General features: G+C 74.0%; 15 protein-coding genes. All 15 read left to right on the top strand.

The genetic code is table 11. The features are described from left to right. Positions 1 to 15: 15 nt before the first annotated feature. The 15 genes from ACFOSY_RS32105 (at position 16) to ACFOSY_RS32035 (ending at position 15,003) form a co-directional block, all read left to right on the top strand. On the top strand, positions 16 to 1,485 hold the full coding sequence (locus ACFOSY_RS32105) for an MFS transporter (RefSeq protein WP_394313786.1): 1,470 nt from the start codon (positions 16 to 18) through the stop codon (positions 1,483 to 1,485). 17 nt (positions 1,486 to 1,502) lie between these two features. After that, a complete protein-coding gene (locus ACFOSY_RS32100) occupies positions 1,503 to 1,916 on the top strand; it encodes a DUF3151 domain-containing protein (protein WP_006135091.1) in 414 nt (137 codons plus the stop codon). Between the two features lie 165 nt (positions 1,917 to 2,081). Further along, on the top strand, positions 2,082 to 2,912 hold the full coding sequence (locus ACFOSY_RS32095; protein ID WP_369157010.1) for a tryptophan 2,3-dioxygenase family protein: 831 nt from the start codon (positions 2,082 to 2,084) through the stop codon (positions 2,910 to 2,912). Next, positions 2,905 to 4,137 (top strand): kynureninase, encoded by a 1,233-nt coding sequence (kynU, locus tag ACFOSY_RS32090; protein ID WP_394313783.1) that lies wholly within the window; start codon positions 2,905 to 2,907, stop codon positions 4,135 to 4,137. The genes ACFOSY_RS32095 and kynU overlap by 8 nt, the downstream gene beginning before the upstream one ends. 400 nt (positions 4,138 to 4,537) lie before the next feature. Then, positions 4,538 to 5,407 (top strand): alpha/beta hydrolase, encoded by an 870-nt coding sequence (locus ACFOSY_RS32085; RefSeq protein ID WP_394313781.1) that lies wholly within the window; start codon positions 4,538 to 4,540, stop codon positions 5,405 to 5,407. Positions 5,408 to 5,574: 167 nt separating this feature from the next. Next, positions 5,575 to 6,591, top strand: coding sequence for an alpha/beta hydrolase (locus ACFOSY_RS32080; RefSeq protein ID WP_394313778.1), 1,017 nt, complete (start codon positions 5,575 to 5,577; stop codon positions 6,589 to 6,591). Further along, the gene (locus ACFOSY_RS32075) at positions 6,588 to 7,775 is read left to right on the top strand and encodes an acyltransferase family protein (RefSeq protein WP_394313775.1); all 1,188 of its coding nucleotides are present in this window, start codon (positions 6,588 to 6,590) and stop codon (positions 7,773 to 7,775) included. Before ACFOSY_RS32080 ends, ACFOSY_RS32075 begins: the two co-directional genes overlap by 4 nt. Next, on the top strand, positions 7,768 to 9,126 hold the full coding sequence (locus tag ACFOSY_RS32070) for a sensor histidine kinase (protein WP_394313773.1): 1,359 nt from the start codon (positions 7,768 to 7,770) through the stop codon (positions 9,124 to 9,126). The genes ACFOSY_RS32075 and ACFOSY_RS32070 overlap by 8 nt, the downstream gene beginning before the upstream one ends. After that, positions 9,123 to 9,785, top strand: a complete 663-nt coding sequence (locus tag ACFOSY_RS32065; RefSeq protein ID WP_394313771.1) for a response regulator — start codon at positions 9,123 to 9,125, stop codon at positions 9,783 to 9,785. The genes ACFOSY_RS32070 and ACFOSY_RS32065 overlap by 4 nt, the downstream gene beginning before the upstream one ends. 28 nt (positions 9,786 to 9,813) lie before the next feature. Next, the gene (locus ACFOSY_RS32060; protein ID WP_394313769.1) at positions 9,814 to 11,256 is read left to right on the top strand and encodes a sensor histidine kinase; all 1,443 of its coding nucleotides are present in this window, start codon (positions 9,814 to 9,816) and stop codon (positions 11,254 to 11,256) included. Continuing rightward, a complete protein-coding gene (locus tag ACFOSY_RS32055; RefSeq protein WP_394313767.1) occupies positions 11,253 to 11,918 on the top strand; it encodes a response regulator in 666 nt (221 codons plus the stop codon). The genes ACFOSY_RS32060 and ACFOSY_RS32055 overlap by 4 nt, the downstream gene beginning before the upstream one ends. A gap of 32 nt (positions 11,919 to 11,950) precedes the next feature. Continuing rightward, positions 11,951 to 12,385, top strand: a complete 435-nt coding sequence (locus tag ACFOSY_RS32050; RefSeq protein WP_394313765.1) for a VOC family protein — start codon at positions 11,951 to 11,953, stop codon at positions 12,383 to 12,385. A gap of 53 nt (positions 12,386 to 12,438) precedes the next feature. Continuing rightward, positions 12,439 to 13,662: a cytochrome P450 gene (locus ACFOSY_RS32045; RefSeq protein WP_394313763.1), complete on the top strand. Its 1,224-nt coding sequence runs from the start codon at positions 12,439 to 12,441 to the stop codon at positions 13,660 to 13,662. Between the two features lie 87 nt (positions 13,663 to 13,749). Next, positions 13,750 to 14,346 carry a Uma2 family endonuclease gene (locus tag ACFOSY_RS32040; RefSeq protein ID WP_394313761.1) on the top strand — a complete coding sequence of 199 codons (597 nt, stop codon included), beginning with the start codon at positions 13,750 to 13,752 and terminating at the stop codon, positions 14,344 to 14,346. A 72-nt stretch (positions 14,347 to 14,418) separates the two neighbouring features. Further along, the gene (locus ACFOSY_RS32035) at positions 14,419 to 15,003 is read left to right on the top strand and encodes a Uma2 family endonuclease (protein WP_394313758.1); all 585 of its coding nucleotides are present in this window, start codon (positions 14,419 to 14,421) and stop codon (positions 15,001 to 15,003) included. Positions 15,004 to 15,010: the final 7 nt, after the last annotated feature.

The raw sequence follows: 15,010 nt of genomic DNA, 5'->3' as shown, positions 1-15,010 counted from the left end.
CCGTATGCTCCGGGTATGTCCGACGTCCGGCTGTCGTCCCCGCAGGGCAGGTGGATCCTGTTCACCACGGTCCTCGGCTCCGGCATGGCCCTGCTCGACTCGACCGTCGTCAACGTCGCCCTGCCGCGCATCGGCGAGGACCTCGGCGCCGATCTCGGCGCGCTCCAGTGGACCGTCAACGCCTACCTGGTCACGCTGGCCGGGCTGATCCTGCTGGGCGGGGCGCTCGGCGACCGGTTCGGGCGGCGCCGGGTGTTCGTCGTGGGCGTGCTGTGGTTCGCCGCCGCCTCCCTGCTGTGCGGGATCGCGCCGAACGCGGCCATGCTCAACGCGGCCCGGGCCCTCCAGGGCGCGGGCGGTGCGCTGCTCACGCCCGGCTCGCTCGCGCTGATCCAGGCGTCCTTCCACCCCGACGACCGGGCCCGCGCGGTCGGTCTGTGGTCCGGCTTCGGCGGGATCGGCGCGGCCGTCGGCCCGTTCCTCGGCGGCTGGCTGGTGGACGGGCCCGGCTGGCGCTGGGTGTTCCTGATCAACGTGCCGTTCGCCCTGCTGTGCGCGCCGGTCGCCGTGCGCCACGTGCCCGAGTCGTCCGGCGGCCGGGCGGAGGGGCGCTTCGACGTGTTCGGCGCGGCGCTCGGCGCGGTCGCCCTCGCGCTGGTGACGTACGCGCTGATCGGGGCGGGTGACGGGTCGCCGCTGGTCGCCGTGTCCGCGGTGGCGGGGCTCGCCGCCGCCGTCGGGTTCGTGCTGGTGGAGAAGCGGCGGCCGGGCCCGATGATGCCGCTGGAGATCTTCTCCTCCCGCCAGTTCTCGGCGGTCAACGGCGTCACCCTGTGCGTGTACGCGGCGTTCGGCGGGTTCTTCTTCCTCGCCGCGCTCCAGCTCCAGGTCGTCGTCGGCTGGTCCGCGCTCGCCGCCGGCACCGCGCTGCTGCCGACGACCGCCCTGATGCTGCTGCTGTCCGCCCGCTCGGGCGAGCTGGCCGACCGGATCGGGCCGCGCCTGCCGCTCACCGTGGGACCGCTGCTGTGCGCGGCCGGGGTGCTGCTGATGCTGCGGGTCGGGCCGGACGCCGCGTACGCGGCCGACGTGCTGCCCGCGCTGCTGGTGCTGGGCCTCGGCATGGTCACCCTGGTCGCGCCGCTGACGGCGTCCGTGCTGGCGTCCGTGGACGTCGCGCGGGCGGGCCTGGCCAGCGGGGTCAACAACGCCGCCGCCCGCGCCGCCGGACTGCTGGCGGTGGCCGCGCTGCCGCTGCTCGCCGGGATGGGCCCGGAGGCGTACCGGCAGCCGGCGGCGTTCGACGCCGCGTTCGACCGGGCGATGCTGCTGTGCGCGGGCGTCCTGGCGATCGGCGCGGTCCTCGCCGCGGCGACCGTGCGGCGTCCCGCGCCGGGCTGCCGTCGCCCCGAGTGCCGTTCCCACGGCAGCGTGGCCGTGCCCCCGCTGGAGGCGGACCCGCGGCGGGGGAGCGGCGCCCTGTGATGTACGAGACTGGAGCCATGTCCATTCACGAGAACCTGCTCGGGGGCCCGCCCCCGACCCACCTCCCCGACGACCCGGAGCCGCGCGAGCTGCTGGCGTCCGGCGCCACCCCCGCCGACGTCGCGGGCCGGTACCCCACCTCCTCGCTGGCCTGGGCGCGCCTCGCCGACGAGGCGTTCGAGCGGGACAGCGTCGTCGAGTCCTACGCGTACGCCCGCACGGGCTACCACCGCGGCCTGGACGCGCTGCGCCGCAGCGGCTGGAAGGGCCACGGCCCGGTGCCGTGGGAGCACGAGCCGAACCGCGGCTTCCTGCGCGCCCTGCACGCCCTCGCCCGCGCCGCGCAGGCGATCGGCGAGCAGGAGGAGTACGAGCGCTGCACCCAGTTCCTGAAGGACTCCTCGCCGACGGCGGCCCAGGTCCTGGGCTGATCCGGCCGGAAAACGGAAGGTGATCACCGCGGGGTTCCGCCTGCTCGGCGGGCGGGCCTTGCGGTGGTGGGGGACGATTGCGCAGGATGCACCGTGGGGACCGGGGCCCCCGTGCCGGTAACGGCAGGGGCGGACCGCTACCCGGAGTACATGCAGGAGACAGCGATGTCCCACGAGGCTCACGAGCCCGAGACCCCGCATCTCGACTTCCAGGGCACGACGCCCTACGAGGACTACGTCAAGGCCGACGTCCTCACCCACCTCCAGCACACCCTCTCGGACGATCCCGGAGAGATGGTCTTCCTGGTCACCACCCAGGTGATGGAGCTGTGGTTCACCGTGATCGTGCACGAGTGGGAGACCGCGGCGCAGGCGCTGCGCCGCGACGACGTGCCGACCGCGCTCGACGCGCTGCGCCGCTCACGGCGCGAACTGGAGGCGCTGAACGCCTCCTGGAAGCCGCTGGCCGGACTCACCCCGGCGCAGTTCAACTCCTACCGCAGCGCCCTCGGCGAGGGCTCCGGGTTCCAGTCGGCGATGTACCGGCGCATGGAGTTCCTGCTCGGCGACAAGTCCGCGTCGATGCTCGTCCCGCACCGGGGCGCCCCGCGGGTGCACGCCGAGCTGGAGAAGGCCCTGCACGAGCCCGGTCTGTACGACGAGGTGCTGCGGTTCCTCGCCCGGCGCGGCCACCCCGTGCCCAAGGAGGTGCTGGAGCGCGACGTGTCGCGGAAGTACGAGCCGTCGCGTGAGGTCGAGGAGATCTGGACGGCCGTCTACGCGGGCGACGAACGGGACGAGGTGGCGCGGCTCGGCGAGGCGCTGACCGACGTGGCCGAGCTGGTGTGGCGCTGGCGCAACGACCACCTGGTCGCCACCCGCCGGGCCATGGGGGCCAAGACCGGAACAGGAGGGTCCGCCGGAGTGGCGTGGCTGGAGAAGCGGGCGCAGAAGAGCGTCTTCCCCGAGCTGTGGACGGCGCGGTCCTATGTCTGAGCTGACCGAGAAGGCCGGGAAGCTGGACGCGGTGGACGAACTCGCCGCCAAGCGCGCCGAGTTCGTGCTCGACGGACCCGAAGGCGCGGTCTACCTGGACGGCAACTCGCTGGGCGCGCTGCCCGTCGGCGTGCCCGGCCGGGTCGCGGACGTGGTCGGCCGCCAGTGGGGCGAGATGCGCATCCGCTCCTGGACGGAAGAAGGCTGGTGGACGGCGCCGGAGCGGATCGGCGACCGGATCGCCCCGCTGGTCGGCGCGGCGGCCGGGCAGATCGTGGTGGGCGACTCCACCAGCGTCAACGTGTTCAAGGCGCTGGTCGGCGCGGTGCGCCTGGCGCGGGAGACCGGTGCCGGGCGGGACGAGATCCTGGTCGACGCGACCACGTTCCCCACGGACGGCTACATCGCCGGGTCCGCTGCCCGCATGACCGGCTGCACCCTGCGCCCGGTGACACCCTCGGAGGTGCCGGACGCGCTCGGGGAGCGCACGGCGGCCGTGCTGCTCAACCACGTGGACTACCGCACCGGCCGGCTGCACGACCTGCCGTCGCTCACGGCGGCCGTGCACGCGGCGGGCGCGTACGCCGTCTGGGACCTGTGCCACAGCGCGGGCGCGCTGCCGGTGGGCCTGGACGCGCACGGCGTGGACCTGGCCGTCGGCTGCACCTACAAGTACCTGAACGGCGGGCCCGGTTCGCCCGCGTACCTGTACGTGCGGGCGGACCTTCAGGACCGCTTCGACTCGCCGCTGCCCGGCTGGAACTCGCACGCGGAGCCCTTCGGGATGCGCTCCGAGTACGAACCGGCCGAGGGCGCGGTGCGCGGAAGGGTCGGCACCCCGGACATTCTGTCCATGCTCGCCCTGGAGGCGGCGCTCGAGGTGTGGGACGGGGTGACGGTCGAGGCGGTGCGTGCCAAGTCCCTCGCCCTGACCGACTTCTTCCTGGAGTGCGTCGGGGAGTACGTCCCCGAGGGCCGGGTGGAGTGCCTGACCCCGGTGCCGCACGCGGAGCGGGGCAGCCAGGTCGCCCTGCGCTGCGCGGGCGCCGGTCCCGTGATGCGGCGGCTGATCGAGCGGGGCGTGGTCGGCGACTTCCGCCACCCGGACGTGCTGCGCTTCGGCTTCACCCCGCTGTACGTCGGTTTCGCCGACGTGGAGCGGGCCGCGCGGGCGCTCGCCGAGGAGCTGTCCGAGGCGACGGCCCAGCAGTCGCACCGGGTGTGACCCTACGGTGGCCGTGGCTGGGCGCGCCTCCAGGGGCGCGGGGAACTGCGCGCTCAGCCACGACGTGCCCGCACCCGGCGTACAACAGGTACTGGCACCCCGGTGGCCGTGGCGCAGGCGCCTCCGGGGGCGCGGGGAACTGCGCGCTCAGCCACGACGTGCCTGCACCCGGCGTGCAACAGGTACTGGCACCCCGGTGGCCGTACGGAGGTATGGCGCAGGCCTGCTGGAGGGTGCCGCCTGCGCCCACCCGTGCCGCCCCAGCGGCACGACTGCCCGCAGTCGGCGGGCGAGGCGTCCCGGTGCGAGGGGTGGCCGCGGTGCTGGTACCGTCCCGCCCGAACGGCCGCGTCACTGCCCGGTCCGGTCGAACCACGTTGCATCGCTGAGAGGTTGGAGCATGACGGACGACGTCGCAGCCGCCCGGGCCGCCGCCGAGGAGAGGTCGGCCTTCTCCCACCCGCCGGTCGATCCGGACGTCACGGCGGCCTACGGCGACGATCCCGACCACGTGATCGACTTCCACGCGCCGCGCGGCGGGACGGGACCCGCGCCCGTGGTCGTCGTGCTGCACGGCGGCGCCTGGCGCGCCGCCCACGACCGGCGTCATGTCGGCCCGTTCGCGGCGTTCCTCGCGCGGCGCGGCTTCGCCGTGGCCGTCGTCGAGTACCGGCGCGGCGCGGCCCGGGCGGACGGCGGCGGGCCGGTGGCCGGGCGCTGGCCCGACACCTTCGACGACGTCGCCGCCGCGCTGGACGCCCTGCCCGCGCTGATACGGGAGCACCTCCCGGCGGGCGACCCGCGCCGCATCGTCCTCACCGGCCACTCCGCGGGCGGACACCTGGCCCTGTGGGCCGCCGCCCGGCACGTCCTGCCCGCCGGTTCGCCCTGGCGCACCGACGCCCCGGCACCCCTGCGCGGGGTCGTCGCCCTCGCCCCCATCGCGGACCTGGAGGTCGCCGACAAGCTCGGCGTGTGCGGCGGCGCGGCCCGCGAACTCCTCGGCGGCGACGACCACTTCGCCGAGCGCAGGCCGCACGCCGACCCGGCGCTGCTGCTGCCCACCGGCATCGCCACCACCCTCGTCCAGGGCCGCGCCGACACCGTCGTCCCGCACGCGGTCGCCGAGTCGTACGCGGACGCGGCGGCCAAGGCCGGCGAGGTCGTCGGGGTGACCCTGCTGCCGGACGTCGGCCACTTCCCGCTCATCGATCCCGCGGCGGACGCCTGCGCCGTCGTCGCGGAGGAGATCGCCCAGCTCGCCTGGTGAGCACGGCGGCCCTCAACTCCCCCGTCGACAGGCTCCGTCATACCCCTAGTACCTGAGAGCTACCCCGCGGATGAGTCCCCCGGCGGGACGCGGGTTACCGACTTCGCTCCGTAACTTCGTTGCCTGACACGCCTGATGGCCGGGCGTGCGGGAGGGAAGCGACGGCGATGGAGCAGGGGTGGGAGCGGGGGACGCGTGACGCCGGACCGGGCGGGGCGGAGGGTCCGGCACGCCGTCCGGCGGGACGGCTGAGGCGCGGGCTGCTCGCCCTGCTCGTCGCCGCCGCCGTGGCCGTGCCCCTCGCCGGGGCCGCGCGCCCGCAGGTGCCCGCGCCGCCGCCCGCCCGCATCCCGCCCCCGGCCGTCGCCGGTCTCGACGCGACCTACGCCGCCCACCGGGCCAACGCCGCCGAGGCGGCCCGCACGGCCGCCGACCACGGCTACCGGGACCGCGCCGCCGCCGAACGCGTGCTGGCCACACGCCAGTTGCTGCACTTCGACGGGCGCGGCGCCGGGCTGGTCACCGAGGTGCTCGGCGACCTCGCGCACGCCGGCCGGGTCGCCGTCCTGGTGCCCGGCTCCGACACCGGCATCGACACCTACGGCCGGTTCCGCGCCACCGCCGTCGCCCTGCACCAGCGGCTGACGCGGGAGGCGCCCCCGGGGGTGCGCACGGCGGTCGTGGCCTGGCTCGGCTACGAGACGCCCGGCACGTTCAGCCCCTCGGTCGCCACCACCGGCCGCGCGGAGGACGCCGCCCCCGAACTCCGCGAACTCGTACGGGATGTGAGGTCCGTCGCCGCACCTCGCGCGCGTGTCTCCCTGCTGTGCCACTCCTACGGCTCCGTCGTCTGCGCGCGGGCCGCCGCCGGACTCGACGTCGACGACCTGGTGTTCCTCGGCAGCCCCGGCACCGGCGTCGACACGGCCCCCGGCCTGCGCACCCGCGCCCGGGTGTGGGCCGCGCGCGGCGCCGGCGACTGGGTCGAGCACGTGCCGCACCTCGACGCCGGCCTGTTCGGCACCACCGTCGGCTTCGGCACGGACCCCGTGTCCCGCGCGTACGGCGCCCGCGTCTTCGCGGCCGGCGACGGCGGACACAGCGACTACTTCGCCCCCGGCTCCCCCTCTCTGGCCAACCTGACCCGCATCGTCCTCGGCCGTCTCCAGGAGGTGACCCGATGACCCGCCTCACCGCCGCGGCACGCGACACCGCCGCCCGCATCGACGCGGCCACCCCCGCCCACCGCGACCGCGCCGTGGACGCCCTGCGGGCCTTCGCCGTCGCCGGGGTGGTCCTCGGGCACTGGCTGGTCACCGCGCTGGTCGCGGACGGCCGCACCCTGCGCGCCGCCAGCCCGCTCCAGCACATGCCCTGGCTCGCGCCGGTGTCCTGGGCGTTCCAGACCCTCGCCGTGTTCTTCCTGGTCGGCGGGCATGTCGCGACCCGCTCGTACGCCTCGGCGCGGGAGCGCGGGGTGCCGTACCGGCGGTGGCTGCACGCCCGGCTCGCACGGCTGTTCGGGCCGGTCGTCGCCGTCCTCGTCCTGTGGACGGTGGTGACGCTCACGCTGCTGCTGTCCGACGCCGAGTACGCGACCGTGCGGACGCTGGTGAAGCTGGCGCTGTCCCCGATGTGGTTCCTGCTGGTCTTCGCCGCCCTCACCGCCGCGACCCCGCTGGTCGCCCGGCTGCATCCGCTGTGGCCGCTGGCCGTCGTCCTCCACGTCGACGTACTCCGCTTCGGACTCGGCGCCCCCGACGGACTCGGCTGGCTCAACCTCGCCGCGGGCTGGCTGGTGCCGTACACGCTCGGCGCGGCCTGGACCCGGGGCGAGCTGGAGAGCCGCAGGCCGGGATGGGTGCTGCTGGCCGGGGGGACGGCGGCGACGGCCGCGCTGGTCGTGTGGGCGGGGTATCCGGCGGCGATGGTCGGAGTGCCGGGCGCCGAGGTGTCCAACCTGAACCCGCCGACGCTCGCCGCCGTCACCTTCGGCCTCGCCCAGTGCGGGCTCGCGCTGCTGCTGCGGGACCGGCTGCGCCGCGCGATGCGCCGGCCCCTCGCCTGGGCGGCGGTGGCGCTGGTCAACCTGTCCGCGATGACGGTCTTCCTGTGGCACCAGACCGCCCTCATGGCCACCACCGCCACGCTTGCCCCCGCCGGCCCGCTGCCCGGCCTGCACACCGTCCCCGACGGCCTCGGCTGGGTCGCCGCCCGGCTGCCCTGGCTGATCGTCTTCGCGCTCGCCCTGGCCGTGTGCGGGGCGGCGTTCCGCACCTGGGAGCAGGGCGGTGGCCGGCGGCGCGCACGGCCGTCGAGAGTGGTCCGCGCGCACCGCCCGATGACCGAGAGGACCCCTCATGTCTAGGCTGAACGGCGTGGTGGACATGGGGGTGGAGCACATACGGCGGTGGCTGGGCGTCCTGCGGGACGACCTGGTGACCACACGGGTCGATCCCCTGCCGCCGTCGACCTGGCTGCGGTGGCTGCCGCACGGCATGGTGTGGCTGGTCGCCATCGGCGTGTTCGCCGGGGACCTCGCGCAGCTCATGGAGTCCGGCCGGCTCGACTTCAGCATCGCCTTCCCCGTCGCGCTCGGCCACAGCGGCGCGATGGCGCTCGCGCTGTGGCGGCCGGTGCCCGGCTGGTGGCTGTCGCTGGCCGCGACGGTGGTGGGCGCACTCGCGGTGCGCGCCGAGATGGTCGTCGGCGACGGCGACTCGTTCACCTGGCCGTGGTCGGCCGCCGGGATGATCGGGCACATCCTCGTCATGCTGCTGCTCGCCCTGCGCGTGCCCACCCGGGTGTCCGTGGAGGCGCTGGCCCTGACCGCGCTGGTCACCTGGGTGCTGCAAGGGCTGATCGGCGCGCGGGACTACGAGTCCACCGGCCAGCTCGCGGTGATCCTCTGCACCGTCGTGGTCGTCCTCGGCTCCGCCCTGCGCGGCCGCCGCGAGGCCCGTGCCGAGCTGGGGCGGCAGGCCACGCTCACCGCCGAGGAGCGGGCCCGCCGCACCTTGCTGGAGGAGCGCGGCCGCATCGCGCGGGAGCTGCACGACGTGGTGGCCCACCACATGTCGGTGATCTCCATCCAGGCGCAGGTCGCCCCGCACCTCGTGCAGGACCCGTCCGACGAGCTGAAGGAGAACCTCGCCGGCATCCGGCAGAACGCCGTCGAGGCGCTCACCGAACTGCGCCGCGTCCTCGACGTGCTGCGCTCCGAGCACCCCGCCGCCGACGACGGCCGGGACCACGACCCGGCCGACGGATCCGGACGCGCCCCGCACGCCCCGCAGCCCACCCTCGGCCGGCTGGCGGCGCTGGTGGAGAACACCCGCGCCGCCGGACTCACCGTGACCACCGAGGTCACCGGCGAGCGGCGCCCCCTGCCGCCCGGCGTCGAACTGTCGGCGTTCCGCATCGCGCAGGAGGCGCTGAGCAACGTGCTGCGGCACGCGCCCGGCGCCACCGCGCACGTCACCCTCGCCTACGGGCCGCGCGCCCTGAGGGTGGAGGTCGTGAACACCGCGCCCACCCGGGAGCCGCCGCCGTCCTCCGGGGCCGGACACGGGCTGCTCGGCATGCGGGAGCGGGCGGTCATGCTGGGCGGCACGCTCACCGCGGGCCCCTGGTCCGGGCGCGGCTATCGTGTCGAGGCCCGCCTCCCCGTGCCCGCACCGCCCGCCACCGGCCCCCTCACCCAGGAAGGCACCGCGTGATCCGCGTTCTGATCGCCGACGACCAGCAGATGGTGCGGCAGGGCTTCACCGTGCTGCTGAACACCCAGCCCGACATCGAGGTCGTCGGCCAGGCGGTGAACGGCCTGGAGGCGGTCGAGCAGGTCGGCGCACTCGCCCCGGACGTCGTCCTGATGGACATCCGCATGCCCGAACTCGGCGGGATCGAGGCCACCGCCCGCATCACCGCCGCCACCCCCGAGGTGAGGGTGCTCGTGCTGACCACCTTCGACCTCGACGAGTACGTGTACGAGGCGCTGCGCGCGGGCGCGTCCGGCTTCCTCCTCAAGGACGCCTCCGCCGAGCAGCTCGCCGAGGCGGTGCGGGTGGTGGCGGCCGGGGACGCGCTGCTCGCGCCGGGCGTCACCCGCCGGCTGATCGCCGAGTTCTCCCGCCTCGACCCGCGGCCCCGCACGCCCCCGCGCCGCAAGGTGGGCGACCTCACCGAGCGGGAGACGGAGGTGCTGTCGCTGATCGCGCAGGGCCTGTCCAACGCGGAGATCGCCGTACGGCTCGTGGTGGCCGAGCAGACCGTGAAGACGCACGTCGGCCGGATCCTGGTGAAGCTGGGCCTGCGCGACCGCACGCAGGCGGCGGTGTTCGCCTACGAGTCGGGGCTGGTCCGTCCCTCCGGTTACTGACCCCGCACATACCGTCGAGTAGCCCCTCGTGGCCTGCGTAGTACCTGAGACGGACGCCCCGGAACCCGTCTCGGCGGGGACGACCGGACTCACCCGGTCGGCCTACCGTGTGAGCGTGACCGAGACGACGCACCAGCAGCCCGCCGGAGCCCCGCGCGCCGGGGACGGGCACCGCAGCCCGGAGTACCGGCTGGCCCGCAACTCCCTGCGGGGCCTGCGCGAGGACCTCTTCCTCGACCCCTTCGCCTACCGTCCGCTGCCGCCCCGGCGCACGGACGGTCCGTTCGTCCGCCGGCTGCCCGAGCGGATGCGCTCCGCCGCGGAACGGCTCCCGCACGTGCTGGTGGGGGGCATCGCGCTGCTCACCCTGCTGATCGGTGCCGTCTCCGGCAGCGAGCCCGGAGGGGACGCCCCGGCCCTGCTGACCGGTCTGCTGTGCGCGCTGCCCGTGGCCGCCACGCTGACGCGGCCGGTCGGCGCCTTCTGGCTGTCCATCGCGGCGAGCCCGGTGACCGCGCTGCTCAACGGCGGCGGATACGACTGGCCCTGGATGCCCGGCGCGTTCGTCAGCCACCTCACCGTGCTGGTGGTGGTCGCGCTGCGCACCCGGCCCCGCACCGCCGTCTGGATGTGGGTCGTCACCGCCGCGTACGCCGTCCTCGCGGACGTCTTCATGGGCGGCTCCTACTACTACACCAACGGCGGGCCGATGCTGATCACGTCGGCGTTCGCCCTGCTCGTCGTCTGCCTCTGGCACGTCCGGCACACCGCCCGGCAGGAGGTGACCGCCCAGCAGACGGTCACCGAGCAGGAACGGTCCCGGCGCACCCTGCTGGAGGAGCGCACCACCATCGCCCGCGAGCTGCACGACGTGGTCGCCCACCACATGTCGGTGGTCGCCATCCAGGCCGAGGCCGCGCCGTACCGGGTGGAGAACCCGCCGCCGGAGCTGGAGCGCGCCTTCGTCACCATCCGGGAGAACGCGGTCGCCGCCCTCACCGAGCTGCGCCGCATCCTGGGCGTCGTCCGCGCCGAGGACTACGAGGCCCCGGACGCCCCGCAGCCCACCCTCGCCGACCTGGACGCCCTGCTGGTCAACGTGCGGGACGCCGGGCTGACCGTGGAGAAGGCCGTGACCGGCGCGGTGCGGGAGCTGCCGCAAGGCGTGGAGCTGTCGGCGTACCGGATCGTGCAGGAGGCGCTGAGCAACAGCCTGCGGCACGCGCCCGGCGCGGACGCCCGCGTGGAGATCGGGTACGTTCTCGGCGGCCTCGGCATCCGGGTCGTCAACGGCCCGATGCCCGAGCCGAGCCTGGTCAAGCCCTCGCCCGGAGCCGGACACGGCATCACCGGCATGCGGGAGCGGGTCGCCATGCTGAACGGCGAGATGACCGCGGGGCCGACCGAGGACGGCGGCTACGAGGTCGCGGTGTTCCTGCCGGTCACCGCGGCGGACAAGGGTGACGCATGACCATTCGCGTACTGATCGCGGACGACCAGATGATGGTGCGCGAGGGTTTCTCGGTGCTGCTCAACGCCATGCCGGACATCGAGGTCGTCGGCGAGGCCGTCAACGGCCGGCAGGCGGTCGAGAAGGTCCGCGAGCTCGCCCCCGACGTCGTCCTGATGGACATCCGCATGCCCGAGCTCAACGGCATCGAGGCCACCCGCGAGATCGTCGCCGCGGACGGCGCGGCGAAAGTGCTGGTGCTGACCACGTTCGACCTGGACGAGTACGTCTACCAGGCGCTGCGCGCCGGCGCCTCCGGCTTCCTCCTCAAGGACGCCTCGGCCCGTCAGCTCGCCGACGGCGTCCGGATCGTCGCGGCGGGTGAGGCGCTGCTCGCCCCCTCGGTCACCCGGCGGCTGATCACCGAGTTCTCCAAGCTGTCCGACGCGCCCCGCGTGCTGCCGTCCGCGCAGGCCGCGTACGGGGACCTGACCGAGCGGGAGACGGAGGTGCTGGTGCTGATCGCGCAGGGGCTCTCCAACGGGGAGATCGCCGGGCGGCTGGTGGTCGCCGAGTCGACGATCAAGACGCACGTCAGCCGCATCCTGGTGAAGCTGGGCCTGCGCGACCGCACCCAGGCGGCGGTGTTCGCCTACGAGGCGCGTCTCGTCACGCCGGGCTGAGCCCGGGGCCCGCGCGCCCTAGGGTGAGGCGCATGGAACAGCGCATCACCCTGATCACGCTGGGAGTCACCGACCTCGCCCGCTCGAAGGCCTTCTACGAGGCCCTGGGCTGGCGGGGCCAGGAGGTCCAGGAGACCGTCTTCTTCCAGGCGGGCGGTCTCGGCCTGGTCCTGTGGGGCCGGGACAAGCTGGCACGGGACACCGGACTCGCACCCGGGACCGCGGGCGGGTTCGGCGGCATCGTCCTCGCGCACAACGTCCGCTCCGACACCGAGGTCGACGAGCTGCTCGCGGCGGTGGACCGGGCCGGGGGCACGGTCACCAAGCCGGCCGTCGTCAACGACATCGGCTTCTACTCCGGCGCCTTCACCGACCCCGACGGCCACGCCTGGGAGGTCGCCCACAACCCCGGCCTCCCGCTCGCCGAGGACGGCACGGTCACCCTCCCCGACTTCGGCGCCGCCTGACCGACGCCCGGCACCCCTGGTCAGAGGGCGGGGCGGCGGTCTACCGTCCGTCCATGGCAGCTCCTTCCGACCTCGCTTTCGACCCGTGGGACCCCGCGTTCGTCGCCGACCCCTACCCCGCCTACGCCGAACTGCGCGCACAGGGCCGGGTGCGGTACTTCGAGCCCACGAACCAGTGGCTGGTCGCGCACCACGCGGACGTCTCGGCGCTGCTGCGCGACCGGCGCCTGGGACGGACGTACCAGCACCGCTTCACCCACGAGGAGTTCGGCCGCACCGCCCCGCCGCCGGAGCACGAGCCGTTCCACACCCTCAACGACCACGGCATGCTCGACCTCGAACCGCCGGACCACACCCGCATCCGCCGCCTGGTGTCGAAGGCGTTCACCCCGCGCACGGTCGAGCAGCTGCGGCCGTACGTGCGCGGGCTCGCGGACGACCTGGTCTCCGCGCTCGTCGAGGCGGGCGGCGGCGACCTGCTGAAGGACGTCGCCGAGCCGCTGCCGGTCGCGGTGATCGCCGAGATGCTCGGCATCCCGGAGGCCGACCGGGCGCCCCTGCGCCCCTGGTCGGCGGACATCTGCGGCATGTACGAGCTGAACCCGTCCGAGGAGACGGCGGCCAGGGCCGTCCGCGCCTCGGTCGAGTTCTCCGACTACCTGCGCGACCTGATCGCCGAGCGCCGCGAGCACCCCGGCGACGACCTGATCTCCGGCCTGATCGCCGCCCACGACGAGGGCGACCGGCTCACCGAGCAGGAGATGATCTCCACCTGCGTCCTGCTGCTCAACGCGGGCCACGAGGCGACCGTGAACTCCACGGTCAACGGCTGGTGGGCGCTGTTCCGCCACCCCGACCAGCTCGCCGCCCTGCGCGCGGACCACTCCCTGGTCCCCACGGCGATCGAGGAGCTGATGCGCTACGACACCCCGCTCCAGCTCTTCGAACGCTGGGTGCTCGACGAGATCGAGATCGACGGCCAGGTGATCCCGAGGGGCGCGGAGATCGCGATGCTCTTCGGCTCCGCCAACCACGACCCGGCCGTCTTCACCGACCCGTCCCGCCTGGACCTCACCCGCCGCGACAACCCGCACATCTCCTTCAGCGCCGGCATCCACTACTGCATCGGCGCACCCCTGGCCCGCATCGAGCTGGCGGCGTCGATGACGGCCCTGCTGGAGAAGGCCCCGACGCTGCGACTGGCGGCGGAACCGACGCGGAAGCCGAACTTCGTGATCAGGGGGCTGGAGGGGCTGGCGGTGGAAGTCGGCCGGTGATCACCCGTTCGGCTGATCATGGCGCGCATCCGCCGAGCGCTCGCCCGGGAACCGAGAAGCTGGTGAGCGCCTGCGAAGGAGGGCACCATGGCGGTTATGCCGCAGCACATGGCTCAGATGTCCGTGGAGGAGTTCGAGGAGCTCGCTGCCCACGTGGCCAAGAAGTTCGACGCCGTCAGGTTGGAGTTCATCAACGGACGGGTCGGGATCAAGGGCATGACGGACGGCAACCACAGCGAGGTCATCCGCTGGCTTCAGGAGTGCTTCCTGCTGACCGGCAGCGGGCTGTGGCTCTACGGAGGCGGGGAACTGGGGCTGCGCATCGAGAAGTACCGCAAGGGCCGGGCGCTCCCGGACGCGGTACTCGCCCCCCGCGGGACATTCGCGGGGAAGGGGGACTGGGCCGACACACAGGGCGTGATCATGACGGTCGAGGTCACGTCCTACGACGCGGACACCCACCGCCGGGACCGTGAGGAGAAGCCCGCCGGGTATGCCGACGCCGGTATTCCGTACTACCTGCTGATCGACCGCGACGACTGCTCCGTCACGCTCTTCAGCGTTCCGGTTCCGGGCGAGGGCTACAGCAGCACGGTGCGGAAGTCCTTCGGCCAGAAGCTTTCCCTGCCGGAACCCCTCGGCATCGAACTCGACACCGAGGAGCTCAAGCAGTACGCGGACTGACCGCCTCCGGCGTCCGACGCGGATGGCTGGTCACGCTGCTGCCCGCTTGCGGAGAGAGGCACCACGACGGTCATGGCAGAACGCGCGTCAGCCCAGGTGGCGGTGGACATGTTCGAGCGGATCGCCGAGTTCGCCGAACGTGAGGACGAGACCGTCAGGTTCGAGTTCATCAACGGACGGATCGGGCTCAGGAAAGGAACCGACGGCAGTCACACCACGATCGTCATGTGGTTGGTCCGCCAGTGCATGCAGGCCAGGCCCGAACTCGATCTCAGCCCGGTGCAGGGGCTGAAGGTGGAGTCCTACCGCAAGGGCCGGGCCCTGCCGGACGCGGTGCTCGCCCCTGTCGCCCACTTCGCGGGGCAGGGGGACTGGGCGGACACCGAAGGCGTGCTGATGACGGTGGAGGTCACCTCCTTCGACTCGGACACGCACGATCGCGACCGCGTGGAGAAGCCCCAGGCCTACGCCGAATCCGGGATCCCCGTCCACCTGCTGATCGACCGCGACCGTCGCTCCGTCCTCGTGCACAGTGACCCGGACCCGGTGGTCGGCTACCGGGACGTCCAGAAGCGCCAGTTGGGCGACAGGGTCGTGCTTCCCGAGCCCGTCGGTATCGAATCCGACGCCGAGGAGCTCAAGCCGTACATGGACTGACGACCCC

It is taken from the genome of Streptomyces lusitanus, from assembly GCF_042647945.1.
Taxonomy (GTDB): domain Bacteria; phylum Actinomycetota; class Actinomycetes; order Streptomycetales; family Streptomycetaceae; genus Streptomyces; species Streptomyces pseudogriseolus.
Note: the sequence above shows the minus strand (reverse complement) of the source record. Positions and strands in the feature narration are given on the sequence as shown.